Origin of the sequence: Levilactobacillus humaensis (genome assembly GCF_024345185.1) — a bacterium.
Classification (GTDB): Bacteria; Bacillota; Bacilli; order Lactobacillales; family Lactobacillaceae; genus Levilactobacillus; species Levilactobacillus humaensis.
The window spans coordinates 62,514-84,887 of sequence record NZ_BROB01000012.1 but is presented as its reverse complement, the minus strand read 5'-3'; the positions used below and the strand labels follow the sequence as shown (position 1 = coordinate 84,887).

General features: G+C 50.8%; 21 protein-coding genes. 1 reads left to right on the top strand and 20 read right to left on the bottom strand.

What is annotated here, in order from left to right; all coding sequences use genetic code 11:
• Positions 1 to 86 precede the first annotated feature (86 nt).
• From cbpB to racE, 4 genes are read right to left on the bottom strand one after another with little or no spacing between them, the layout of a single operon-like run.
• A complete protein-coding gene (gene cbpB / locus OCU14_RS05585; RefSeq protein ID WP_261810159.1) occupies positions 87 to 593 on the bottom strand; it encodes a cyclic-di-AMP-binding protein CbpB in 507 nt (168 codons plus the stop codon).
• A gap of 18 nt (positions 594 to 611) precedes the next feature.
• The gene (locus OCU14_RS05580) at positions 612 to 1,136 is read right to left on the bottom strand and encodes a YfcE family phosphodiesterase (protein ID WP_261810158.1); all 525 of its coding nucleotides are present in this window, start codon (positions 1,134 to 1,136) and stop codon (positions 612 to 614) included.
• A 2-nt stretch (positions 1,137 to 1,138) separates the two neighbouring features.
• A complete protein-coding gene (locus tag OCU14_RS05575) occupies positions 1,139 to 1,738 on the bottom strand; it encodes an XTP/dITP diphosphatase (RefSeq protein ID WP_261810157.1) in 600 nt (199 codons plus the stop codon).
• Positions 1,735 to 2,568, bottom strand: coding sequence for a glutamate racemase (gene racE, locus OCU14_RS05570; protein WP_261810156.1), 834 nt, complete (start codon positions 2,566 to 2,568; stop codon positions 1,735 to 1,737). The genes OCU14_RS05575 and racE overlap by 4 nt, the downstream gene beginning before the upstream one ends.
• Positions 2,569 to 2,757: 189 nt before the next feature.
• On the opposite strand from racE, the gene OCU14_RS05565 reads away from it, so the two are divergent.
• Complete coding sequence (locus OCU14_RS05565) at positions 2,758 to 3,273, top strand: YslB family protein (RefSeq protein WP_261810155.1); 516 nt, start codon at positions 2,758 to 2,760, stop codon at positions 3,271 to 3,273.
• Positions 3,274 to 3,329: 56 nt separating this feature from the next.
• Here OCU14_RS05565 and trxA read toward each other — a convergent pair whose 3' ends face one another.
• The 16 genes from trxA to mutS all read right to left on the bottom strand — a co-directional run bounded on the left by trxA (position 3,330) and on the right by mutS (position 22,364).
• Complete coding sequence (gene trxA, locus OCU14_RS05560) at positions 3,330 to 3,644, bottom strand: thioredoxin (RefSeq protein ID WP_057878048.1); 315 nt, start codon at positions 3,642 to 3,644, stop codon at positions 3,330 to 3,332.
• Positions 3,645 to 3,762: 118 nt separating this feature from the next.
• On the bottom strand, positions 3,763 to 6,126 hold the full coding sequence (locus OCU14_RS05555) for an endonuclease MutS2 (protein ID WP_261810154.1): 2,364 nt from the start codon (positions 6,124 to 6,126) through the stop codon (positions 3,763 to 3,765).
• Positions 6,127 to 6,157: 31 nt separating this feature from the next.
• Complete coding sequence (locus OCU14_RS05550; protein WP_261810153.1) at positions 6,158 to 6,685, bottom strand: CvpA family protein; 528 nt, start codon at positions 6,683 to 6,685, stop codon at positions 6,158 to 6,160.
• Between the two features lies 1 nt (position 6,686).
• Positions 6,687 to 6,944, bottom strand: a complete 258-nt coding sequence (locus tag OCU14_RS05545; RefSeq protein ID WP_261810152.1) for a cell division protein ZapA — start codon at positions 6,942 to 6,944, stop codon at positions 6,687 to 6,689.
• A gap of 143 nt (positions 6,945 to 7,087) precedes the next feature.
• Positions 7,088 to 7,399: a DUF1292 domain-containing protein gene (locus OCU14_RS05540; protein WP_057878051.1), complete on the bottom strand. Its 312-nt coding sequence runs from the start codon at positions 7,397 to 7,399 to the stop codon at positions 7,088 to 7,090.
• An 8-nt stretch (positions 7,400 to 7,407) separates the two neighbouring features.
• Positions 7,408 to 7,845 carry a Holliday junction resolvase RuvX gene (gene ruvX, locus OCU14_RS05535; RefSeq protein ID WP_125545863.1) on the bottom strand — a complete coding sequence of 146 codons (438 nt, stop codon included), beginning with the start codon at positions 7,843 to 7,845 and terminating at the stop codon, positions 7,408 to 7,410.
• Positions 7,842 to 8,114 (bottom strand): IreB family regulatory phosphoprotein, encoded by a 273-nt coding sequence (locus OCU14_RS05530; protein WP_024746979.1) that lies wholly within the window; start codon positions 8,112 to 8,114, stop codon positions 7,842 to 7,844. The genes ruvX and OCU14_RS05530 overlap by 4 nt, the downstream gene beginning before the upstream one ends.
• 169 nt (positions 8,115 to 8,283) lie before the next feature.
• Positions 8,284 to 10,923: an alanine--tRNA ligase gene (alaS, locus tag OCU14_RS05525; protein WP_261810151.1), complete on the bottom strand. Its 2,640-nt coding sequence runs from the start codon at positions 10,921 to 10,923 to the stop codon at positions 8,284 to 8,286.
• Positions 10,924 to 11,748: 825 nt separating this feature from the next.
• Entirely contained in the window at positions 11,749 to 13,107 is a 1,359-nt protein-coding gene (locus OCU14_RS05520) for a DEAD/DEAH box helicase (protein WP_057878054.1), read from the bottom strand.
• Positions 13,104 to 14,069 carry a DHH family phosphoesterase gene (locus tag OCU14_RS05515; RefSeq protein WP_261810150.1) on the bottom strand — a complete coding sequence of 322 codons (966 nt, stop codon included), beginning with the start codon at positions 14,067 to 14,069 and terminating at the stop codon, positions 13,104 to 13,106. The genes OCU14_RS05520 and OCU14_RS05515 overlap by 4 nt, the downstream gene beginning before the upstream one ends.
• 97 nt (positions 14,070 to 14,166) lie before the next feature.
• A complete protein-coding gene (gene dinB, locus OCU14_RS05510; protein WP_261810149.1) occupies positions 14,167 to 15,282 on the bottom strand; it encodes a DNA polymerase IV in 1,116 nt (371 codons plus the stop codon).
• Positions 15,283 to 15,434: 152 nt separating this feature from the next.
• Positions 15,435 to 15,851, bottom strand: a complete 417-nt coding sequence (gene yajC, locus OCU14_RS05505; RefSeq protein ID WP_261810148.1) for a preprotein translocase subunit YajC — start codon at positions 15,849 to 15,851, stop codon at positions 15,435 to 15,437.
• 108 nt (positions 15,852 to 15,959) lie between these two features.
• On the bottom strand, positions 15,960 to 16,979 hold the full coding sequence (gene ruvB / locus OCU14_RS05500) for a Holliday junction branch migration DNA helicase RuvB (protein WP_261810147.1): 1,020 nt from the start codon (positions 16,977 to 16,979) through the stop codon (positions 15,960 to 15,962).
• Between the two features lie 21 nt (positions 16,980 to 17,000).
• Positions 17,001 to 17,606, bottom strand: coding sequence for a Holliday junction branch migration protein RuvA (gene ruvA, locus OCU14_RS05495; protein ID WP_261810146.1), 606 nt, complete (start codon positions 17,604 to 17,606; stop codon positions 17,001 to 17,003).
• 75 nt (positions 17,607 to 17,681) lie between these two features.
• Positions 17,682 to 19,682, bottom strand: a complete 2,001-nt coding sequence (mutL, locus tag OCU14_RS05490; RefSeq protein WP_261810145.1) for a DNA mismatch repair endonuclease MutL — start codon at positions 19,680 to 19,682, stop codon at positions 17,682 to 17,684.
• A 21-nt stretch (positions 19,683 to 19,703) separates the two neighbouring features.
• On the bottom strand, positions 19,704 to 22,364 hold the full coding sequence (gene mutS, locus OCU14_RS05485; RefSeq protein WP_261810162.1) for a DNA mismatch repair protein MutS: 2,661 nt from the start codon (positions 22,362 to 22,364) through the stop codon (positions 19,704 to 19,706).
• Positions 22,365 to 22,374 lie beyond the last annotated feature (10 nt).

The window sequence follows — 22,374 nt, the reverse complement described above, 5'->3', positions numbered from 1 at the left end:
CTCCATATACCTACTGTAATTCAAAAAAAGCTCTGTAAAACCAAATCGGTTTTACAGAGCTAATCTTAGTATGTTTTCTAGTCGCTTTATGAGTGGCCCACGCTGTGTAACGACGCTTCCGTCGTTAACTGCTTAGGGGTGACGTCGTAACTGACGTGTAAGTTGTGCGCCAAATAATTAATTCGTTTTAACATTTCTCGCCGGGTAATGATCCCTTGGAAAACCTGATGGTCATCGATCAACGGAATAAAGGGATCGTCCACCAGATAGTTCAAGATCGTTTCCAATTTTTTCGGATCATCGACCCAATGGCCAACTGGCGACATCGCATCCGCCACTTTATAATGGCTGAGCTGATCAACCGCCGCCCCGGGAACCTGCAAGAGCTTGTCGGTAATCGCCGCTAGGGAAATCATCCCTTGAAGGTGATCATCGGCGGCCAACACCGGAATCCGGTTGTACCCCACCTTGGACAGCACCATCAGTGCGTGTTCCAACGTATTGCTGGCCGTGACATTGGCAACCACGTCGGCGGGAATGACATAGCTTCTGGTATCTTTTAGAAGCATCTGCTCTACAGCAGTATCAATCATAAGCTAAAATCATCCTTTCTACGCGTTGAGGTGGTCAAAGGTAAATTTGAGATCGGCAATTGGTTGCGCCTGGCGATCGACGTACTGAACCACCGTCTGAGTCGCCGTCACCGTGACTAAGGCGGCCGTGCCACCTAAGTAACGATATTCTCCACGTGGCTGGCTAATACTGCCGGGGTTCACGAACAACCGGCCGTCAACCTGTTCGGCCGCCAGTCGGTGCGTGTGGCCGTAAAAGATAATGGTTGCCTGCGCCGCTTGAGCCCGTAGATCCAACTGTGTGAGGTCGTATTTCACTTCGTCATGATGACCGTGAGTCAGTAAGACCTGACGACCCGCAACTTTGGGCGTCAAAACTAGCGGAAATTTGGCATCAAAATCCATGTTACCTCCGACCGCATAGGCGTCTTTAAACCAAGGGTCACTGGCTGGCATCTCGGAATCCCCACAATGAAAGATTGCATCAGGATTCAATTGATCTCGCAGTGTCGATAGAATGGCCGTATCTCCGTGATTATCACTGACAACTAACCATTGACTCATTGTTAAGCCTCCCACCATTCATCAAATTGCGGTAACATCGCTGCGGTTGCCTTGGCCCGATGGCTATGTTGATTCTTCTTCGCCATCCCCATTTCGGCAAACGTCTGGCCTTCACTAGGCACGTAGAATAAGGGATCATAGCCAAAGCCATCGTGGCCTCGTGGTGCCGTCAAGATCACGCCGCGAACCTCACCCGTGGCAACTAACTTCTTGCCATCAGGCTTAATCAAAACCAATGAAGTATGAAAGGCAGCCGTTCTTTTTTCGGCAGGCACATCCTTCAGATTCGCCAGCAACTTGGCATTATTTTTGGCGTCGTCGTGGTCGCCGGCATACCGGGCAGAATAAATGCCTGGTTCGCCGTTCAGGGCGTCCACCATCAAGCCAGAATCATCGGCTAAAACGGGCAACTGGGTTTCTTGAGCCACCGAGGTCGCCTTTAACTCGGCATTTTCCGTAAAGGTCTTGCCAGTCTCGTTGACTTGCTTCAAATCAGGGAAGTCGGCCAACGTCTTAACGGTCAGTCCCTTAGGTTCGAAGATGGCCCGAAATTCCTGGGCCTTCCCCGGATTATTTGTCGCAACTACAATCGTGTTTGTCATTTGTCGTTAACCTCCAAGGTTGTGGTAAGTTCGCTGAGTGGTAAGTGCATTGCCTGAACCGGTGTCTGGTTCAACCAGTGGTTGGCCAAATTGTTAAAGTCATCGGCGTTGCCAGTGGTGTAGTAAGCGGCCGTCGAGTCCGTAGTAGGATTAGCCAAATTCCAATAATCTAGCAGCGACGTGACCATATTAGCCGTCGCCGTGCCAGGATCTACCAAGGTCACCTGGTCACCCATGACGTGTTGGATGAGTGGCCGCAACAGTGGAAAATGAGTGCATCCCATAACTAAAGTGTCAATATTTTGGTTCAGCAGTGGTGCCAAATCATTGGCCACGACCTGCTTGGCGTGGTCCGAGGTCAGATCATTAGCTTCTACCAAGGTCACCAAATCCTGACAAGCCACTGAAATCACCGTGTTTCGGTTATCCTTAGCCAAAATTGTTTGACGATATTGGTCACTCTTCACAGTCCCGGTGGTTGCGATCACCCCAATCCGGTGGTTACGGGTAATCTGAGTTGCAGCCCGTGCTCCCGGGGCAATCACCCCAACAACGGGAATATCGAGTTCCTTTTGCATCGTATCTAAGGCTGCCGCCGTGGCCGTATTACAGGCGATCACGAGCATCTTGATATGGGCTTCTCGCTGGAGAAAATGCGCGATCTGGCGGGTAAATGTGGTGACCTCCGCGACCGTTCTCGGGCCGTAAGGTAAACGCGCCTGATCCCCCAAAAACACCGTGTCTTCGGTGGGCAACAAGCGCTGTACTTCTTTGAGTACCGTTAAGCCGCCGACTCCTGAATCCATTAACCCAATTGGACTATTCTGCATGAATCAACGCTCCTTTGTCATTGCTTGAATCTATATTATCGCCTTTTTCTGAACCGGTTTCAAGCAACACCCCCACTAAAACCCCGATTCGGGGGATAAAAAAGCCTTAAATTTAGTTACAGTCCAGCGTGGTCCGCTTTTTAAGGTATAATGAAATTAGAATCTAAACGGAAAAAGGAGTCAACCCTCGTGAAAAACCTCTACGAAACTGTCATGGGAGACGCCGCTGGCACGTCCTATCTCCCTCAATTTATTCTCCGTGATGCTTTGTTACCGGAGCTACTTGGCGATGACCAAGGCGCCATTGGCTACTGGGCCGGCAAGTCACTTGCCCGGAAGTTTCCCGTTGGCAATCCCAACGATGCCTCGATATTCTTCGCCCAAGCAGGTTTTGGTACCTTGACCTTGGAGAAGCAGACCGCCCAGATGACGCGCTGGCAACTCGCCGGCGAACCTGTTCGGCTACGACTCAAAATGGGGGCCGAAGCTGATTTCACCCTTGAGGCCGGTTTTCTCGCCGAGATGATGTCGCAACAACTTGGGGTCGTCACCGAAGCTGAATTAACCGAAACACCTCGAAAACTACGCAACCAAGCTGTGGTCTTCGACGTCTACACCGATCCGGAAGCTCTCATCCCCGACTTCGATGCGCCGAAGCCACTGGATTTGGTCACGCCACCCACGACCGAAGACCCGCAAAACTAACTTTAAGCTTAATTAAAAATGACCTCACCGGTAAAAATCGGTGAGGTCATTTTTAATTAGGCCTCGAGATATTGATCCAAAATCTTCTTTAATTGATCTTTAGAGTGGTAACCCACGATTGAGTCAACCACTTTGCCATCCTTCTTAACCAATAAGGTTGGGATACTCATGATCCCAAAGGATTGTGGCGTGTTCGGGTTGGCGTCAACGTCCATCTTGTTAAAGGTGACGTTGTCCATTTCCTCAGCCAATTGTTCAACGACAGGTGATTGCATCCGACAAGGACCACACCAAGTTGCCCAAAAGTCTGTCAGCGTCACGCCGGTTGCCGTATCGTTTTCGAAGGTCTTATCTGTTGTTTCTGTAACCATCGTATTGCCTCCCTTTTTCGTCATGGCGGTCGGAATCGGCCGCTGGTCTTAACTTCACATCTCAGTCTAACAGACTCAGTTAAAATCACAACTAAGTTGCTTACAACTAATTAGTGGGTTACTTGAAACGGACCACAGTTGATCCATCCCCACCCGCATTTGCCGGTGAGAAACCAAAGCTCTTGATCCGATTGTTCCGTTTCAGGTATTCGGTGACCCCTTTACGTAAGGCCCCCGTACCCTTACCGTGAATAATCGTCACGGAAGGATAGCCTGCCAATAGCGCAGAATCAATGTAACGGTCGACCTCGGCCATGGCCTCTTCGTAACGGTGTCCCCGCAAATCCAAGGTTGGTGACATCCCGTTAGACCCGGTCCGTCGAATCGTTGCTCGCGGTTGTTTGGCACTCTTAGCCGGATCCTTGGCCTTCTCCATATCACGCGTAGCGATCTTCATCTTCAGGATACCCAATTGAACTTCCCAATTATTATCATCGAGCTGTTCCACAAGAACCCCAACTTGACCGTAAGACTTCACCAGGACGCTGTCACCCTTGTGGAAGTCCAGCTTGGCCTTCTCACGACGTAACACCCGGTTTTTCTTAAGCTTAGTGTCCTGCTGGAGGGCGTTTAAGGCTCCCTGTGCGGCAATCAACTCGTCTTCCTTCACGACGCTCTGACCAGCCGCCAACTGCTTCTTACGGAGGTCCGCAATGATCTGATTGGCCCGCTTGCGAGATTCATCAACCAACCGGTTGGCCTCTCGTTTCGCATCAGTCATGAGGTGATCCTTCTGTTGTTGATACTGATCGAACTGTTGTTGCAATTGACCGTGTAACTCGTCGGCGTCCTTCAACTCCTGACTGAGTTGGGCCGCATCAGCATCCACCCGGCGTTTCTGTTCGGTCAGGTCACTAATCATGGCGTTTAAGTCCTGACTATCCTGATCGGTTAAGCCCCGAGCCGCGGAAACAATCTGTTCGGGCATGCCTAAACGCGCCGCAATGTCTAAGGCATTACTCCGTCCAGGAATCCCAATCAGCAAGTGATACGTTGGCTGAAGCGTGTTGCCATCAAATTCCATGCTGGCATTGATCGTTTCTGGCCGATTATAACCGTAGGCTTTCAGCTCTGGATAGTGGGTTGAGGCCATCACGTAACTGCCCAGTGTTCCAATCTCATCAAGAATGGCAATCGCCAGGGCTGCCCCTTCTTGCGGATCGGTTCCGGCCCCTAATTCATCGACGACGATCAGACTGCGTTCGTCGGCATGCTTCAGAATGGCCACGATATTCTCCATGTGACCGGAGAAGGTACTCAGGCTCTGCTCGATGGATTGTTCATCCCCGATATCGGCGAAGATGTCATCGAAGACCCCGATAACACTGTTTTCATTGGCCGGAATGAAGAGTCCTGATTGCCCCATCAACTGAACCAAGGCCAGTGTCTTTAAGGTGATCGTCTTCCCACCGGTATTCGGTCCCGTCACGATGATGGCCTTGTAATCCTTGCCAATCGCAATGTCATTAGCCACGACCTTGTGGGGATCGATCAAGGGATGCCGTGCCTGTCGCAGGTCAACTTGATTGTCCAGGGACAGCTTAGGTTCTGTCGCCTTCATATGATGCGCATATTTCGCCTTGGCATTGATAAAGTCGAAGTGCCCGAGAATTTCCGAATTTCGCAGAATTTCATCCTGATAAGGATCCAACAATGCTGTTAATTCGGCGAGAATTCGTTGTTCTTCATGCCGTTCGTCAATCTGATTCTGCCGTAACCGGTTGTTCAGACCCACGACAGCTTGTGGTTCGATAAACAGCGTCTGGCCACTGGCACTCTGGTCGTGCACGATGCCCCCGAAACGTTGCTTGTATTCGGCCCGCACCGGAATCACGTACCGGTCATCACGAATCGTGACGATGGTTTCGCTGAGGTACTTGGCATCCTTGCCCCGTGTATATTGATCCATGGTGCTCCGGATGGCCGCCTCGGTCTGGGTGATGTGTTGGCGAATCTGCCGGAGAGCTGGTGAAGCCTCATCCGTGATGTGACCGTCCCCTTCTAGAGAGGTTCGGAGCCGCCGTGTCACTTCGGGCAACGTGACGAGTTCCTTAACCACCCGATCCAACCGTTGTAGGTCGACTTCCTTTTCGGCTAGGTCATGGAAAAACTTCACGACCGATCCAGTCGTCCACAGGACACGACTAATCTGGGCTAGTTCCAGACCATTTAACGCCGCATCCATGGCTAAACGATGCAGGTGCGGTCGAATATCATCGAGCTTAGGTAACGGAATTCCGTTCTCCAAACGATAAATATCTGCCCCATCCTTAGATTCAGCGAGCCAGATCTGCAAGGTCTTGGCATCCGCCGTTGGTTGGAGCTGGCTTAATTCATGTTGACCGGCAGCAGAGACTAAATAACCCTGTAGGCCCTGCTTAATCCGGTCATATTCCATAATTTTTAAGGTTTTTTGATTCATAAGACGTTCCTTTCTCACGAACAGTCAGACATCACGCCGCGAGCCACCAGTGCACAAGGCGTTCTGATAACAGTGGTGTCTCTTTGACGATCCACTGAGCCACGGGTGAGGCCTGATAACTATTCTGAAATGTCGTCATTGGTAATAGAATGAGTAAATTTAGAACTAAAAAGATCACCACATAACGTACCACAAGGTTAATGAGGCCACCACCCAAGCCATTCACTTGGTGAATAACTGGCAATTTTGTGGCCTTGTTAACCGTCTCGATGATGCGATGAACAATGAAAAATCCTACCGTCAAAATGGCCGAAAAAGCCAGTCCGTTAAGGAAAAAGGAACTACTCTGACTCGCGGTTGCCACACTTGCCGAACTATCCAGCGAGAGGTTTCCGACGAATTGACCGATCCCTGCCGCTAGTGGCCGTGACAAAAGCCGTGCCGCAATCCAGACCACGAAATAACCAATAGTATTTAGAATCTGTCGCAACAACCCGCGACGGTAGCCCCGGCGAAAACCCAGGGCCAGTAGGATAATAATAATCAGACTCAGTACCACCCTAATTCCCCGTTTCCGTAGAATCCGTAGGTTTGGCGGTCTGTTCATCTGCCATCTTCAATTGATCCGAGACCGCGTTAAAGGCCATTAAAATCGCGGCATCTTCCTTGCTCATCTTGGGTGAAAGAGTTTTTAATTGTTCGAACTGTTGGTTCAAAACCGTCGTGACGGCACGCATGTGCTCGTCAGTCGCTTGGCCCACAATCGTATAGGTTTTTCCGGCAATCGTGGCCTTGAACCGGTGTGTCTGTTCCGTCATATCGATATTCCCCCTGTTTTGCATAACGCTTTATTTTACCATTGATCCGGGGAACGTTGCACGCCTTTCACCCGCCAATAGGTCACCATATCGCACCAAATAAAAAAGAGCGGAAGTCCTCCGCCCTTTTTGGATCTTAATGACTAGTTTTTCTTACCGGCATCGGGATTGATTTCCCCGTCGGAAAGGAAAGTGTTCAATACGGATTCAATCATATCCCATTCTTCATCGGATTCGATTAATTGTAAATCTCCACCGGTTGGGTTGGCTGGATCGTCTTCGGCTGGTAAGGCATAAGCTTGGATGTCGACTTCTTCATCCTCGCTCTTACCAGACGGGTAAATCAAAATGTATGACTTACCGAAGTCATCGGATTCAAAGGTAAACAGAACATCGTATAACTCTTCATTACCATTTTCGTCAACTAACGTGATTTGTTCTTGGTCTTCGTTCATGCGAAACCTCACTTTTCTCGGGTTAATTTACCATGCCGATCTAAATAGTTCTGCAGGATTAACCCGGCTGCTAATTTATCAATTACTTTTTTTCGTTTGCGGCGAGACGTATCCGCTTGTTCCACTAACATACGCTCCGCTTCAACAGTTGTCAATCGTTCATCCTCGAAGTCAACTGGCAGGTGGAAACGCTCAGTCAGCATGTCGCCATAACGCTTGGATGCCTCGGCCCGAGGCCCTAAGGAATTGTTCATGTTCTTGGGCAGGCCGACCACAAATCCGCCGACGTCATGCTCCTGAACCAATTCGGCAACGCGGTCGATTCCAAAGATTTCCTCGTCCTCGTTAATCCGAATGATTTCAATTCCCTGGGCCGTCCAGCCTAAGGCATCGCTAATGGCAATTCCAACTGTTCGTGAACCCACATCTAAACCCATTAACTTCATGATGGCTTCACCGGTCCATTCTGATTCAAATAGAACCGGACTAATTCTTCGATGATTTCATCGCGTTCATGCTTGCGAATGAGATTCCGCGCATCATTGATACGTGGAATGTACGCAGGATCGCCCGATAGTAGGTACCCGACAATCTGATTAATAGGATTGTATCCCTTTTCCTCAAGTGCCTGGTAAACCGTCACCAGGGTATCGTGCACGTCCTTCGGCTGGTTGGCGCCAAAATCAAAATACATCGTTTTGTCTAATGAACTCACTATGAAACACCCCCGTACTTCCTCACTTAGCCTCAATTTTACTCGATCAGCTGGCAAACTACAACGACCGCCACCTAATGTAATCTATTCGTAATACTGCTGTTACCAAGGGAGCCGCCCTAAATTCCGGACCGCTCCCCCGAGTCACATTTTAACTTAAATTGAGAAACTAATCTTGATCAGCTAACCAGGTTTCGGCAGCGGTCATGGCATCTGGCAACCCAGCTGGGTTCTTACCACCGGCCTGAGCCAGGTTTGGTCGACCGCCCCCACCACCATTGATCTTAGGTGAGATGGCCTTGATCAAGTCGCCAGCCTTAACCTGCTTCTGTTTGTCGGCACTAACGGCCACAATCAGGTTAGCCTTGCCGTTAACTTCAGCTCCCAATACTAACACATCGGAAAGGGCTTGGTCACGCCAAGTGTCAGCGAGGGCCCGTAATTGGTCCATCTTAGACACCTGAACGGTCCCACTGATCAGCTTGTAGTTTCCGGCTTCAACCACGTGGTCAAAGACGGCACTGGCCTCTTGACTGGCCAGCTTGCCTTCTAAGGCTGCTTGTTTCTGTTCTAAGCCCTTAACTTGAGTTTGAAGGCTCTGGACCTTTTGTTCCACTTCAGTGTCCTGAGTGACCTTTAAATCGCCTGCTACGGCGTCTAAGATTTCACTTCGACCTTGCAGGTAACGATAGGCGGCGGCTGACGTGACGGCTTCGATCCGTCGTACCCCGGCACCAACACCAGATTCGGAAGTAATCTTGAACAGACCAATCTCGTTGGTGTTCTTCACGTGGTTCCCACCACAGAATTCAGTGACGAAATCGCCGGCACTGACGACACGAACCACCTTACCGTACTTCTCACTGAAGAGGGCAATAGCGCCCATCTTTTTAGCGGATTCAATGTCAGTTTCGACCGTCGTTACGGGAAGTTCAGCGAAGATCTTCTCATTGACGATGGCTTCGGCCTTAGCCAAGTCGGCAGGATCAACCTGACCAAAGTGAGTAAAGTCAAACCGCAAGTAATCCCCTTCAACCAGTGAACCGGCTTGTTGGGTATGTTCCCCAAAGACTTCACGTAAGGCCTTATCCAACAGGTGGGTTGCGGTATGGTTCTTTTCAACCTTGCTGTGGAAGACCGTATCAACCTTGAGCTGGTAAGTGGCCCCCTTCTTCAAAGGTGCAACCACCGTTAACGTATGCAAGTTCTGACCATTAGGCGCATGTTGCACGTCGGCAACGTGGGCAACCACGTGTCCGGCTTCATCCAGGATGTCACCCTTATCAGCAACTTGACCACCCATTTCGGCGTAGAATGGTGTCTTGTCGAACATGGCTTCGACTGTTCCCGTCGTGGCTTCATCGGCCAGTTGGTCATCAACAACTAATTCCGTCAACGTGCTGGTCGTTGCCAATTGCGTGTAACCCACGTATTCGCTAGGCGTCGTCACGTTGATTAACAGGTCGTGTTGCAGGCCCATGGCCTTTTGCTTACCCCGTGCGTTACGGGCACGATCCTTTTGCTTCTGCATTTCGGCCTTGAAGCCGTCAACATCCACCGTGATTCCTTGATCGTCGGCATATTCTTCGGTTAATTCAACCGGAAAACCGTACGTATCGTAGAGCTTGAAGGCATCGGGACCAGCAATCTGGCTGTCACCCTGCTTCTTCAGATCGGCAATCAAACTGTTCAACAGTGTTAATCCGCCGTCCAACGTTTCGCCAAAACGATCTTCTTCAGAACGCACAACCTTAGCGATATAGTCGCTTTGTTTGAGCACGTCTGGATAGTAGGATTGCATAATTTTACCAACCACTGGCACTAATTGGTCCAGGAAGGCCCCTTCAATACCCAGCTTTTGGCCGTTAACAATGGCCCGCCGAATCAGACGACGGATCACGTAACCGCGGCCTTCGTTTCCAGGTAAGGCCCCATCACCAATGGCAAAGGTAATCGCCCGGGCATGGTCGGCAATCACCTTAAAGGACACGTCGTCCTCATGATTGGCACCATACTTCTTGCCATCACTGAGTTCTGCAGTCTTTTCGATAATTGGCAAGAACAAGTCGGTTTCAAAGTTGGTCTTGGCATTTTGGAAAATGGAAACGACCCGTTCGAGACCCATCCCCGTATCAATGTTCTTCCGGGGCAGTGGCTTGTAAGTGCCATCTGGCTCATGGTTGAATTGGGAGAACACAATGTTCCACACCTCAAGGTAACGTTCGTTTTCCCCACCAGGATAGTTTTCAGGATCGTCGTCGGCCAAATTGTTAAAGGATTCGCCACGATCATAGAAAATTTCGGAGTCAGGACCCGAAGGACCCTCACCAATATCCCAGAAGTTATCTTCCGCGGCAATGATGTGGTCAGGGGCCACACCGGCAGCCTCCCAGTCAGCCTTGGCGTCGGTATCCTTAGGATAAACGGTCATGTACAGTTTATCTGGATCCCAGCCAAACCAATCGGGTGACGTCAGGAGTTCCCACGCCCAAGTGATCGCTTCTTTCTTGAAGTAATCTCCCACGGAGAAGTTCCCGAGCATTTCAAATAACGTGTGGTGACGGGCAGTCTTCCCCACGTTTTCAATATCATTAGTCCGGATACTCTTCTGTGAAGAGGTTAACCGTGGATTCTCTGGCACAACCTGGCCGGAGAAGTATTTCTTCATGGTCGCAACCCCAGAGTTGATCCATAACAACGATGGGTCATCCTTAGGAACTAGGGATGCACTGGGTTCGATCGTGTGGCCCTTGGACTGGAAAAAGTCCAGGTACATCTGGCGAATTTGACTGCTACTTAGGTCTTTCATCTCTTAATACCTCCAAAAAAGTATAAAAAACACCGTTGCCCGTAAAGACGCCGAAGCGCGGTACCACTTTACTTGCAACGATGTTTTAATCGTTTACCTCTTAAACTCATAACGCTGAGTCGCGATGTTACTGAGGGAGCACCGACATCAGACCGAATCGTTTTTCACAACAGCCAAAACGTTTCTGAAAGACGGTCAGACGCGGCATATCCTCAAAGTTTTATTTAATTGTTGTCCATTTGAAATTATAGGTGGCCACCGCCGCCTTGTCAATATTCGACAGTGAATATGTTGATTCAAAGAGACTGGCGTTGTCCAGCGCCTTCGGGCTGGTGAACATGGGCTGGAACGCTGAGGGCGGACGCCCAGAGCCAAAGTGCGGTCTCTGGACTTGCCCTTAAGCCTCCAAGAACGAGTCTCAAGGGCACCAATTCTCTAAGCGGTAAACCGCTAAGAGAATTCCCACAGCTGAGCCCATGTTCACCAACCCTACGGCTGACATAGAGCCTATTCAATCACATTTTTTCAACAATTATGTCATCCAGTCTGAATGAGGCAACTAACGTCTTTGCCTATCAGTAACTGTCATACATAAACAAAGTTTCCTCAAAAATTAACCTAGCCGAAGGCAAGCAGGAATAGAGCCCGCCGTGATAACGGCGTTAGGCCGGGCGATTGTTTCTTCCCGGTCTTACACCGTGGACGTGTTTGGAACCTCACCTGAATTTGGTGAGGTTTCAAACCGAGCTGGAAGCCCGCTCTTTGGCTACAAGCGGTCCCCACAGCGGCGGAATTTCTGCTTGCCGCAGGCAATTACCGTTAATTTTATTGGTAACGATCTGACTCGCGCTTGCGACGTTTCCGTTCGTTTCGGGCACTCTGACGGGCAGCAACCCGCTTTTCCTGGTCCTTACGACGATGAATTTCTTGCTTGATTTGGTGCTTGTAACCAGGCTTGATCTTCTTCTTCTTTTTCATCACGTAACCAATCAGTGATGGGTCCAGTTTTTGGGTACTCTTGCGCCGTTGGGTCCGTCGATTCCGGTCATAGGAATCGACAATTTCGCCGTTACTGATCCGCTTAGGCTGGAACTTAATGCCCATCTTTTCAATTTCGGCAATCTTGGCTTCCTCATCAGGTGTATACAGGGTGATTGCCGTTCCTGGCATCCCCTGACGACCTGTCCGGCCAACTCGGTGAATGAAGAAATCAAGATCTTCAGGCACATCATCATTGATGACGTGGGAGACCCCATCGATATCAATGCCCCGGGCAGCCAAGTCGGTTGCGACAACGAATTGGTACTGGAGGTTCTTCACTTCACGCATGACCCGCTTCCGTTCACGTGGCTTGATGCCCCCATGAATCATGGCAACCTTCAGGCCTTGTGCCTTCAGGAAGTCATGGATCTGTTCGACACGATCCTTGGTATTGGCAAAGATCAGCACCAGGTAGGGTTCACCCATCGTGATCAATTGGTAAATCAATTGATTTCGGTTTTGACCCTTGGTTGAAATTAACCAGTTATCGATCGTGGATGAGATCACCGTGGCCGTTGGAATTTCTTCGATAACGGGGTGATTCATATACTTCTTCAAGAATGGATCGAGTCGTTGGGGGATCGTTGCGGAGAACACCATCATTTGCAGGTGGCTTGGCATCCGACTAGCAATCTTATCGACTTGGTCTAAGAAACCAAGGTCCAACGTCATATCGGCTTCATCGACGATAAATTGACGCGTGGTATGGACATCTAAGGCCTTTGATTGGATTAAATCCTGTACCCGACCGGGAGTCCCAATCACAAGTTGTGGTTGATAATGGTGTAATTTGTTCACTTGACGCTGCTTATCAGTTCCCCCGACGTAGTTCCCAATCCGAATTTCAAATGGGGCTTCGGCGGCCAGTTGTTCGGCAGCGGCGTGAATTTGGTAAGCCAGTTCCCGGCTAGGCGTCGTAATGACGGCTTGAACCTGGTTTTCTGACGTTAATTGATTAAAAATTGGCAGTAAAAAAGTATGAGTCTTACCACTCCCAGTTTGGGATTGGCCAACCACATCTTTCCCCGAGGCAATCACGGGGATTAATTTAGCTTGCACCGGTGTTGGTTCGGTGAAGCCAATCTTTTGCAAGGCCGTCATTAAGTACGGCTGCAGGTTGAATTGCTTAAAATTTGCGGTCATTCATTTTCTCCTTTATCGTTAGCCACTAACTCATCGAGCTCGTGGATAACCTGGTCGATCTCGGCTTGGTCCTTGGCCGAAGCCCCACTGGCCAGCGCGTGTCCGCCACCGCCATGAGCCTTCGCCAATCCATTGATGGATGGGCCCTTAGACCGTAACCGAATCCGGTACGTATGGTCTTTCGATTCTACAAAGATGGCCCAAGCAACCACCGTCGTAATCTTACCAGGTAGTGGCACCACCGCAGACGTTGAGTCCCCGGTACCCAGGCCGAAGGGTTCCACCACTTCGTCACTGAGCTTCAGGTAAGCCGCCCCACTTGGCAAGATAGTCAGGTTCTGATAAACGTAAGCCGATAGCTTGGCCACGGCCGGTGACACTTCATCTTCGGCCTGGTTGACCGTCGTTGCGGAGAAGTCATAGGTCATGAGTTTGCCCGCAACAGCCATCGTGTTCGCCGAAGTGGCGGGATACATGAAACGTCCCGTGTCCCCGACAATGCCGGCATAAAGTAGTCGAGCAGCATCGTCTGGCATCACCAGATCAGTCTGGTTAACGGCGAACCAGTCATAAATAATTTCGGACGTGCTGGACGCCTGGTCCAAGACCCATTGGAGATCCCCAAAAGCATCTTCATTAGGATGATGATCAATCTTGATCACCTCAGCCCCAGTCTGCCAGCGTTCGTCGTCAACTCGTGGTTGATTGGCAGTATCCACGACAATAACCAACGCATCCTGATAGACATCATCACTCACGTCCTGGTCAGCTTGCCCCATCCAGTCGAATCCTGGATAGTGTTTGCCCACCGCATAGATGGCCTTCTCCGGAAAACTAGCACGGAGAATGTCCCGTAAAGCCAGCTGAGCCCCGATACAATCGGGATCTGGTCGCTGATGACGGTGAATAATAATTGTTTTGAATTTTTTAATTTGTTCTAAGATGGCAGCTTCAATAGCCATAAATGTTCACCCATTCTCTATCCGATTTGTCGACCTAATCGCGTCGATACCGCGTTTCAGTATACAAGTTTTACGGGGTAATATCAAAGGAAGTCGATCATTTTACTGGGTGATCGCCAAATAAAGGCAGTGTGATGTTTTCAAATGCCAGTGGTGCCAGTCCCGTCAACGTGATGCCTAGGAGGCGAACCTCCTCATCGGATCGCGCCACTTCATGGTAAATTTCTAAGGCCAAATCGTAGTAAAGGTCGGCATCGTTCGCAATAAAGTCTGCCTGAGTCACCCGCCGCGTCACCGTATTGAATTCGCTGTCCCGTAGTTTCAACACAAGCGTCTTGCCATGGCGTTGTTTCTGACGCATGGCCTCGGCCACCAGATTGGCCAAGTACCGCAACTGAGCCTCGACCTCCCCCATTGTCGTCAGTGGCGGGCCATAGGTGCGTTCCTTCCCAATGGACTTGCGCTCTCGTTGATACTCGACGGGTCGGTCATCAATCCCTCGTACCCGTTGGTAGAGGATATAACCGAATTTGCCAAAATCGTGAATCAAACTAAGTTGACTGCGTTGGTAAAGGTCGGCCCCATTACGAATGCCGAGATCATACATCTTGGGCACAGTTTTCTTTCCTACCCCACGAAACCGTTCGATCGGCAGGGCCATCAGAAAATCATGGGCTTCTTCGGGCATGATGACACTGACCCCCACCGGCTTGCGAAAGTCCGAGGCCTCTTTAGCCAGAAATTTACTGTAAGAAATCCCGGTTGAACAAGTTAGGTGGGTCTGATCGAAGATTTCCGTTTGAATGGCATGGGCCACCTGAACCGCCGAGTGCAGGTGATGCTTGTTCTCGGTCACATCGAGGTAGGCTTCATCGAAGGCCACCGTTTCAATTTTATCGGTGTATTCATGGAAAATGGCGTGAATCTGGTCCGACACCTGCCGATATAACGGAAAGTTTGGCGTCTGAAAGATTGCCTTAGGACTCAGCTTAAGGGCCTCACTGGCACTCATCGCGGAGTGAACCCCCGCCTGACGCGCCACATAGTTTGCGGTCGCCACCACGCCCCGGCCCCCAGTCTTGCGGGGATCCTGGGCAATGATCAACGGATGCCCTTTGAATTCGGGATGGTCCCGTTCTTCAATCGAGGCGTAGAAGGCATCCATGTCGACGTGGATAATCTTGCGTTGCTTCTGTTGATCGGTCAGTTCCATTCGAATTCCCTCCTCCCACAGACTGGTACGCCCTGTCGTTAATACTTAAATTATATCCAAACGTACGTTTGCCGGCAACGAAAATGTTTGCGACCAAATGGAATTTTAGGCGAAAAAAAACGACCTCCACCTATAGGGGTCGTTCGATAAGCTTATTCAGCGTCGCTGTCGGAGTCAGACGTTTCAACATCATCCGTCTTAGCTTCAGCATCAGTTGATTCTGCTGGCGTTTCTTCGGCTTCTTTTTCTGCGGGTGCTGCAACGGCTTGTGGGCCTTGAGCAGACACGGCGGAAATGGCACGAAGATCAAACGTCAAGAAGATCCCGTCACAATCAAGCGTAGCGGTCTTGTCGGCGTCGTTGATTTCATCAATAACCCCATGCAAACGGCCGATGGTAACCACGTGGTCACCCTTCTTTAATTGGCTCATCATTTCACGGTGCTTCTTTTGTTGCTTTTGTTGTGGACGCACCATGATAAAGTACATCAAAACTAAGAATACAACTAAAATTGCAATGGTTGGTAACGAACTGCCCTTAGCAGCAGCAACTGTCAAATTTCCAAACACACTCATTCACTCCTTCATTTTATCTCTATTGAACAACTCTACCAGAATCAAAGGGTTCCGTCCAATTATTTCTAAAAGAACCGCCAAACACCTAATACCGCCATTTTATTAGTCGTGATGCGGCATTTCAATTCCGAGATGTTCATAGCCGGCGGCGGTGACGACTCGTCCGCGAGCCGTTCGTTTCAGATAACCGCGTTGTAAGAGGTACGGCTCATACATGGCCGCCACGGTCTCCGTCTCCTCACCCACATTGGCTGCCAACGTTCCAAGACCCACTGGGCCCCCATCATAGTAGTCAATCATGGTGCGCAGTAACTTGATATCCGTGCGGTCTAACCCCGCCGAATCCACGCGAAGTAGGGTCAAGGCGTGATCAACAATCGCCACATCAATCGTCGAGTGGTCGGGCGACACCTCGGCAAAATCACGAATCCGTTTCAACAAACGGTTCGCAATCCGCGGCGTTCCACGTGACCGCAAGGCAATCTCGTGCGCCCCCTCAGTCGCAATCGTGGTATTGAAGATGGCCGCTGAACGCTGAACAATTTCCTGGAGATCTTCCGTGCGGTAGTAAGCCATGTGTTCCACGATTCCGAAGCGATCTCGGAGCGGTGCCGACAAGAGACCAGCCCGCGTCGTTGCCCCAATTAAGGTAAACGGTGGCAGTGGAAAGTGCACCGGATGGGCAGTTGGTCCCTGACCAACCACGATATCGATATAGAAGTCTTCCATTGCGGAGTACAACATTTCCTCGACAATCTTGGGCAACCGGTGAATTTCATCAATAAAGAGAATGTCCCCGGGTTGGAGTTCGTTTAACAGAGCCACCAGGTCGCCGGGCTTCTCGATGGCTGGGCCACTGGTCGTGCGAATCTGCACGCCCATTTCGTTGGCAATCACCATTGCCATGGTGGTCTTCCCTAGTCCAGGAGGCCCGTACAACAGGACGTGGTCCAATGACTCTTCCCGTTGTTTAGCGGCCTGAATATAAACCCGGAGCTCGTGCTTAATCGGATCCTGACCAATGTATTGCTGCAAGGTCTGGGGGCGAAGGGATTTTTCAATCGAATCTTCCCCCTCGTCGGCGGGTTCCGGTGAGACTAGTCGTTCGTCATCATCAGCCATGTTTGTGGCCTCCTTTCAAGTTTACTTGGTCAGCAGGCGTAAGCCCTCACTGAGATAATCGTTGGTATTGCTTCCGGCAAATTGCTTGAGCTTGGGCGTAATTTTCTTGACTGCTGCTGGCCGATAACCCAGAGCATCCAGGGCCGCTAAGGCGTCGCTGAGTTCTGGACTGACACTGCCATCCCCCGCCACTTCTGGCGTAAAGAGGTCCTGACTCGCTGGTGACGCCAGGTCGTCGAGCTTGCCCTGAAGGTCCAAGACAATCTGTCCCGCCGTCTTCTTCCCTACGCCAGGAAACTTCGTGAGAAAGCTGACATCGTTGGTCCGAATCGCTTGCATCAGGCCTTGGTGATCGGGATTAGCCAAGATAGCTAAGGCACTCTTCGGTCCGATACCATTAACATTAATTAATTTCAAAAATAGTTGTTTTTCATCATAATCGGCGAACCCGTACAGCGTTTGAGCCGAATCGCTCACCGCCTGGTAAACGTAAACCGTCACGGGGGTGATCCCCACCTGATAACGGTATGGGTTGGCGGTATTGACCAGGTAGCCAACGCCATTCACGTCAATAACCACGTGAGTCGGGGTTACCGCCGTAATGGTGCCATGAAGGTATTCATACATGAGGCGTCTCTTCTCCTTTAGGAAACATATGTTTGCTCCTCAAATTGTACCACATTGCCGGCAACTTCGGCAGAGTTATTCACCCCAGTCGTCACCACTGTGATGCGGATCTTGGATTCGCTTGAAGAGGCGTTGTAAGTCTTGGTCCGTAAAATGAACCAAAACCGGCCGCCCATGAGGACAATTGAAGGGATTCTCAGCGGTTGCCAGCTTGACTAGTAAGGCTCGGGCCTGCTGATCGTCAAGATGATGGTTGGCCTTGATGGCTCGTTTACAACTCATCATGATGGCCGTCTTCTCGCGGAAAGCCGCCACCGAAATCTTCCCATCCTTTAAGACCCAGTCGACCATTTCCTTAATTGTATCTTCCTCTTGCCCGGCCTTGAACCAAGTTGGATGTTCGTGAACGATAAAACTATTTGGTCCAAACGATTCCAGCCGGATGCCAACACTGGCTAACGTTTCCAAGTGGGCGTTAAGATCCAAGATGTCGGTCGTCGGATAATCCAACACAATCGGGACAAGTAACCGTTGTTCATCGTCACTAACCTCACCGATCGCCTGACGGTAGTACTCGTAGTTGACCCGTTCCTGGGCAGCATGTTGGTCGATCAGGTACAGTCCCTCATCAGCCTCCGCTAATAGATAGGTCCCATGAACCTGCCCCAGGTACCGCAACTTAGGGAAGCGCGGCACATTAGGATCGGGCTCCGGCGCCGTTAAAGGTTGACTCGCCACGGGCTGTTCCGCCGAACGACTATTGCCCAGTGGTGCCGCCGGTTGTTCCTGCCGATATTTCTCATCAAAAGCCTTCAGCGCTGGTGTCGCAAAGTCAGACCGCTGGTGAACCACCACCGGCTCGACGGGCACCTCTTCCGGTGTCTGCAGGGGTTGTGGCCCTTTATCCGCTGGTGTTGACACCCTGGGTTGTGACGTCTGAATTGGTGGCGTTGGTTCGGCCCGTTCCACTCGCGTTGCAGCGGACTCTAACGGATACTTCGTTGAGGCATCATTTAAGGCCATATTCAATTGGTCTGTGTGATCGTCCTCGCGTTTTTTCTGGGGCAATTCCCCATAGGCATCCGGAATCAGATTCTCCCGTGAGAGTCGATCGAAGACGGTCTTTTGAATCAGTTGCATTAACTCTGGTTCTTGGCTGATACGGACCTCCTGTTTCGTGGGATGAACGTTCACGTCCACTAACAGTGGATCCATCGTAATCGTCAAAACGGCAATCGGATAACGCCCCACCATCAGCTTAGACCCATACCCGGCAATGAGGGCCTTGCTCAACTGGAAGTTATGAATGAACCGCCCGTTGAGCAGGATCGAAATGTATTGCCGGCTAGCCCGGGTCAATTCCGGTAGGCTGACGTAACCTGCCACCTTGAAGTCCGAATTGTCGCCCTTGATAGCCACCATTTTACGGGCACTCTGCACGCCGTAGATCCCGGCAATCACCTGCTGGAGATCGCCACGACCCGCCGTTCTCGTGAGCTCTCGGCCGTTATGCACCAGCGAAAACGCAATCTCGGGATAGCTCAGCGCCAACCGATTCACGATATCCGTAATCCGGGCCAACTCGGTGGCCGGTGACTTGAGGTATTTTAGCCGTGCCGGGACATTACCAAAGAGATCTTTGACGGTCACCGTGGTTCCCTTACGAGCCTCAGCGGCGCTGTGTTCCTGAATAATACCGCCCACATTGTGAATCATGGTCCCGACCCCACCGGTTGAGGTGGTTAGGGTCACGTCGGCGACAGACGCAATACTAGGCAAGGCTTCGCCTCGGAACCCCAGAGACTTGATACGAAAGAGGTCTCGTCGATCAGTAATCTTACTGGTGGCGTGACGTTTGAAGGCCATCTCTGTATCTTCATCCGCAATGCCATCCCCGTCATCGACGACGCTAATGCGCTGTAACCCAGCCTCTTCCACCGTGATATCAATCTGCGTACTGTGCGCATCCACGGCATTTTCTACCAATTCCTTAACCACGGATGCCGGTCGTTCAACCACTTCACCCGCCGCAATCTGATCGGCCAATACCGAAGCTAGTTCATGAATCTTAGCCATTAGCGTTCCTTCCTTTCATCTCTATTTTGAGAGTTTTTGTTGCCATTTATAGACCTGACTCATGACGTCCATTGGCGTCATCCCCATCAGGTTCAAGTGACTGAGTTGATCAATCACCTTGGCCTGCGCTGGGGTGACCTCGGGTTCATCCGTAAAGAGTGAGAGTTGCTGATCATCCCCATCGATTGGCTCTGGCTCAGCGGTCTCCTCACTAGTAGCCGGCGCATGAACTGGCGTCGACTCCTGTGACGTTTCTTCCGGCGTGCTGTCTGCCGCTGGCGTGGCCACAACCGGCTTTTCCGCCGCGGATTCTTCCAGATCAGTTAAAATGACATCCGCACGTTTCAAAAGCTGTTCAGGCATCCCCGCCAACTTAGCCACGTGAATCCCATACGACTTGTCGGCCGGACCTGGTTGCATCTGATGTAAGAAGACCAGATCACCATCTTGTTCAACGGCCCCGACGTGAACGTTGCGCAGCTGTTTCAAGGAATCTTCCAGAGCTGTTAGTTCATGATAGTGGGTTGAGAACAGCGTCTTGGCATGGACACGGTTATGAACGTATTCGATAATCGCCTGAGCCAAGGCCATTCCATCATAGGTCGCCGTCCCCCGCCCAATCTCATCAAAGAGAATGAGGCTGTTGGCAGTGGCGTGACTTAAGGCTCGGTTGGCTTCCTGCATTTCCACCATGAAGGTACTTTGACCGGAAATTAAGTCATCGGCAGCCCCAATTCGTGTGAAAATCTGGTCAAAGATTGGCATCTGAGCGGCCTCGGCCGGAACGAAACACCCCATCTGGGCCATGATAACCGTGAGGGCTAACTGACGCATGTAGGTACTCTTCCCTGACATATTGGGTCCGGTGATTAGGAGAATATTGGTGTCGTCGTTCATGCGAACGTCGTTAGGCACGTAGGATTGGCGACCCAAGACCTTTTCAACCACGGGATGCCGACCTTGCTTAATCTCGAGATCGTGGCCGGTAACCAGTTCTGGTTTCACAAAATGATAATCTTCACTGACCACGGCAAAACTCTGAAGAACGTCCAAACTAGCAATGATGGCCGCTAACTTTTGGAGGCGCTTGATGGCCTGCTTAACGGTCTCACGTAAGGTGGTGAAGAGTTGGTATTCTAAGGCAACTGACTTTTCTTCAGCCTCTAAGATGAAGCTTTCTTTTTCCTTTAATTCTGGTGTTGAGAACCGTTCGGCATTCGTTAACGTTTGCTTTCGTTCATAACGATCCGTGGGAAGCTTGCTGAGGTTAACCTTCGTGACCTCGATGTAGTACCCGAAGACGTGATTGTACCCAATTTTGAGGTTGTTAATCCCGGTAACTTCGCGTTCGTGAGCCTCCAACTCGGCCAACCAATTCTTACCATGACGCATGGCATCGCGGTACTGGTCCAGCTGGTCGTTGTAGCCGTCACGAATCACGCCACCGTCTGTGACGGAAAGCGGCGGTTCAGGCACAATTGCCGCGCGAATGGCGGCGGCCACGTCCTCTACAGGATCCAAGTGTTTCAAGGTTTCATCGAAGACACTCTCGCCCAGATCCGCAATCGTGTGTTCAATCTGTGGTACCTGCTCTAGAGACGTCTGCAGTTGAATCAGATCGCGTCCGTTGACGCTCCCAAAGGCAACGCGTCCGGCCAATCGCTCCAGGTCATAGACCTTGACCAATTCGGCTTGGAGATTGCTTCGTTCAAAGTAATGATCTAGGAGCACACCAACCTTGGCCTGACGAGTCTCGATGGCTTTCCGGTCAATCAGTGGGCGATCCAGCCATTGTTTGAGGAGTCGTCCCCCCATAGCCGTCTTGGTTTCATCCAGTAACCAGAGTAAGGTTCCGGACTTCTTCTTCGTCCGCAAGTTCTGGGTAATCTCGAGGTTGGTCTGTGAGGAATGATCCATCTTCAAAAATGACGCCGGTTGATAGGCCACCGCGCGTTGTAAATGGGCCAGACTTCGCTTCTGGGTCACCGTGACGTAGGTTACTAACACAGCCACAACCCGCTGAAGTGGGGCCGTCTTTAGGTCCTGCTGGACATAACTTAGTTCAGCACTTTCTTGGACCTCAAGCTGCTTAGAAATCATCATCCCTAGCTGTTTCAACCGGGCACGTAACGCCTCTGGCACCGTGTCATCGACCACAACTTCTTTGGTCTGCAAACCCATGAGCTCATTGACTACGGCATCATCGCCCTGAATCTCGGCGGCCTTGAGTTCCCCGGTCGACAGGTCGGTATACGCCAGGCCAAAGTTTGTCGGACTAGTGAGGGTCAGGGCTGTCAGATAGTTGTTTCGTTTGGCCCCAGCCGCACCGGTGTCGGTCTGTGTCCCGGGTGTCACCAGCTGAATGACCTCACGCTTTACCATGCCCTTGGCTAACTTGGGATCTTCCATCTGCTCACAAATGGCGACCTTGTAGCCTTGGTCCACGAGAATGTCGATGTAGCTCTGAACCGCCTTATGTGGTACCCCACACATGGGGATTGGGTTCTTGGCACTGTGACTTCTAGTCGTCAGGGTCAGCTCCAAGATCTGAGATCCCTTTACCGCATCCTCATTGAACATTTCATAAAAGTCCCCGAGCCGATAAAACAAAAAGGCATCTGGGTACTGATCTTTAATTTTCTGATATTGGGCCATCATGGGCGTCGTTTTCGTCATGAAAATTGGTTCATCC

Excerpts from the sequence above, each read along its gene's own strand:
- OCU14_RS05540 (WP_057878051.1), bottom strand. The coding sequence starts at position 7,399 with ATGAACGAAGACCAAGAACAAATCACGTTAGTTGACGAAAATGGTAAT.
- OCU14_RS05515 (WP_261810150.1), bottom strand. The coding sequence starts at position 14,069 with ATGGCTATTGAAGCTGCCATCTTAGAACAAATTAAAAAATTCAAAACA.
- dinB (WP_261810149.1), bottom strand. The coding sequence starts at position 15,282 with ATGGAACTGACCGATCAACAGAAGCAACGCAAGATTATCCACGTCGAC.
- OCU14_RS05545 (WP_261810152.1), bottom strand. The coding sequence starts at position 6,944 with ATGACGGAACAGACACACCGGTTCAAGGCCACGATTGCCGGAAAAACC.
- trxA (WP_057878048.1), bottom strand. The coding sequence starts at position 3,644 with ATGGTTACAGAAACAACAGATAAGACCTTCGAAAACGATACGGCAACC.
- alaS (WP_261810151.1), bottom strand. The coding sequence starts at position 10,923 with ATGAAAGACCTAAGTAGCAGTCAAATTCGCCAGATGTACCTGGACTTT.
- OCU14_RS05555 (WP_261810154.1), bottom strand. The coding sequence starts at position 6,126 with ATGAATCAAAAAACCTTAAAAATTATGGAATATGACCGGATTAAGCAG.
- OCU14_RS05575 (WP_261810157.1), bottom strand. The coding sequence starts at position 1,738 with ATGACAAACACGATTGTAGTTGCGACAAATAATCCGGGGAAGGCCCAG.
- ruvX (WP_125545863.1), bottom strand. The coding sequence starts at position 7,845 with ATGAAGTTAATGGGTTTAGATGTGGGTTCACGAACAGTTGGAATTGCC.
- ruvB (WP_261810147.1), bottom strand. The coding sequence starts at position 16,979 with ATGGCTGATGATGACGAACGACTAGTCTCACCGGAACCCGCCGACGAG.
- racE (WP_261810156.1), bottom strand. The coding sequence starts at position 2,568 with ATGCAGAATAGTCCAATTGGGTTAATGGATTCAGGAGTCGGCGGCTTA.
- OCU14_RS05580 (WP_261810158.1), bottom strand. The coding sequence starts at position 1,136 with ATGAGTCAATGGTTAGTTGTCAGTGATAATCACGGAGATACGGCCATT.
- OCU14_RS05520 (WP_057878054.1), bottom strand. The coding sequence starts at position 13,107 with ATGACCGCAAATTTTAAGCAATTCAACCTGCAGCCGTACTTAATGACG.
- ruvA (WP_261810146.1), bottom strand. The coding sequence starts at position 17,606 with ATGTATGAATACCTTCATGGCACCATTACGGCGGTAACCCCGACTCAC.
- cbpB (WP_261810159.1), bottom strand. The coding sequence starts at position 593 with ATGATTGATACTGCTGTAGAGCAGATGCTTCTAAAAGATACCAGAAGC.
- mutL (WP_261810145.1), bottom strand. The coding sequence starts at position 19,682 with ATGGCTAAGATTCATGAACTAGCTTCGGTATTGGCCGATCAGATTGCG.